The sequence below is a fragment of the Nitrosomonas eutropha genome (assembly GCF_003201195.1).
Classification (GTDB): Bacteria; Pseudomonadota; Gammaproteobacteria; order Burkholderiales; family Nitrosomonadaceae; genus Nitrosomonas; species Nitrosomonas eutropha.
Genome location: NZ_QICQ01000082.1, coordinates 1 through 1,153 on the forward strand (window position 1 = coordinate 1; position 1,153 = coordinate 1,153).

The following is a 1,153-nucleotide window of genomic DNA, read 5'->3' on the forward strand; positions in this document are numbered from 1 at the left end:
GGTATGAATGCAGTCGCTGGCTGTTATAGAACATGGAAATATACTGCAGTACATCTTGTTGTGCTTTATGGCGGGTTGGATAATGTTGCCAGTGGATTTGCTCCCGTTTAAGGCTACCGAAAAAGCTTTCAGCCACTGAATTATCCCAACAATTTCCCCTACGACTCATACTGCCGATAAAGCCGTGTATTTTTAAAAGTTGGCGGTACTGCTTGCTGGCATATTGCGATCCACGATCTGAATGTACAATCAATCCAGGTTGTGGTTGACGCTGCCAGACAGCCATTCTCAATGCATCACAAACCAGCTTTGCTTTCATTCTTGAACTCATGCTCCAACCCACCACCTTCCTGGAAAACAAATCAATGACCACCGCCAGATACAACCAGCCTTCCCGGGTCCAAATGCAGGTAATGTCACCAACGTAGATTTGATTGGGGGCTGCAACATCAAATTGCCGATTCAGCCTATTCTCAAATATCGGTTGTTTGTGATTACTGTTAGTTGTGACCTTGTACTTTTTCCGGTGCCTCACTTGCACATCTGCTTCTCGCATCAGGCTTCGAGCCTTCCTGCGACCAACCGGATAACCCCGTGCATTCAGCGCTTTTCCGATTCTGCGACTGCCATAGCTATGATGACTGGATTTTGCTATCTCCCGTACTGCTCCAAGTATTTCTATATGGCACGGGTCGGTAGAACAATTGTCAGCACAACGAACGTAATCATAGTAGGCACTGCGGCTTACACCCATGAGTCGGCACATCAAGCCGACCGGATAGGTCTTTTTCCTTTGGGTGATAAACGAATATTTCACTTCGTTTCTTTCGCAAAAAAGACCGTCGCTTCCTTTAAGATGCGCTTCTCCATTTCCAGCCGCTTGATCTGGATCTTGAGCTTTCTAATTTCCTCCTGCTCCGGTGTTAGCTTCCCATTGCCTCGGAATGCCTGACCCGTATTATCTGCCTGATATTCTCTGATCCATCTCCTCAGCATATTGGCATTGATTCCCAGGCTTCGGGATACTTCCGATGGTGTGTGGTCCTGATCCAATACCAGACTGATGGCATCTAGTTTGAACTCTTTTGTGTACTGCTTTCTCGTTTCCATTGCTTCCTCCAGTTAAGGTTATTTTCTCTTAACTGGACTGTCC

The 1,153-nt window shown here is 46.5% G+C and carries 1 protein-coding gene; it reads right to left on the minus strand.

Annotated features, from left to right (window positions below; all coding sequences use genetic code 11):
- A protein-coding gene (locus C8R14_RS13295; RefSeq protein ID WP_258333084.1) for an IS3 family transposase occupies positions 1 to 1,110 on the minus strand; the annotation gives its coding sequence in 2 pieces (ribosomal slippage) (positions 1 to 831 and positions 831 to 1,110; 1,111 coding nt annotated over the 2 pieces). This gene is flagged as partial in the annotation.
- Positions 1,111 to 1,153: the final 43 nt, after the last annotated feature.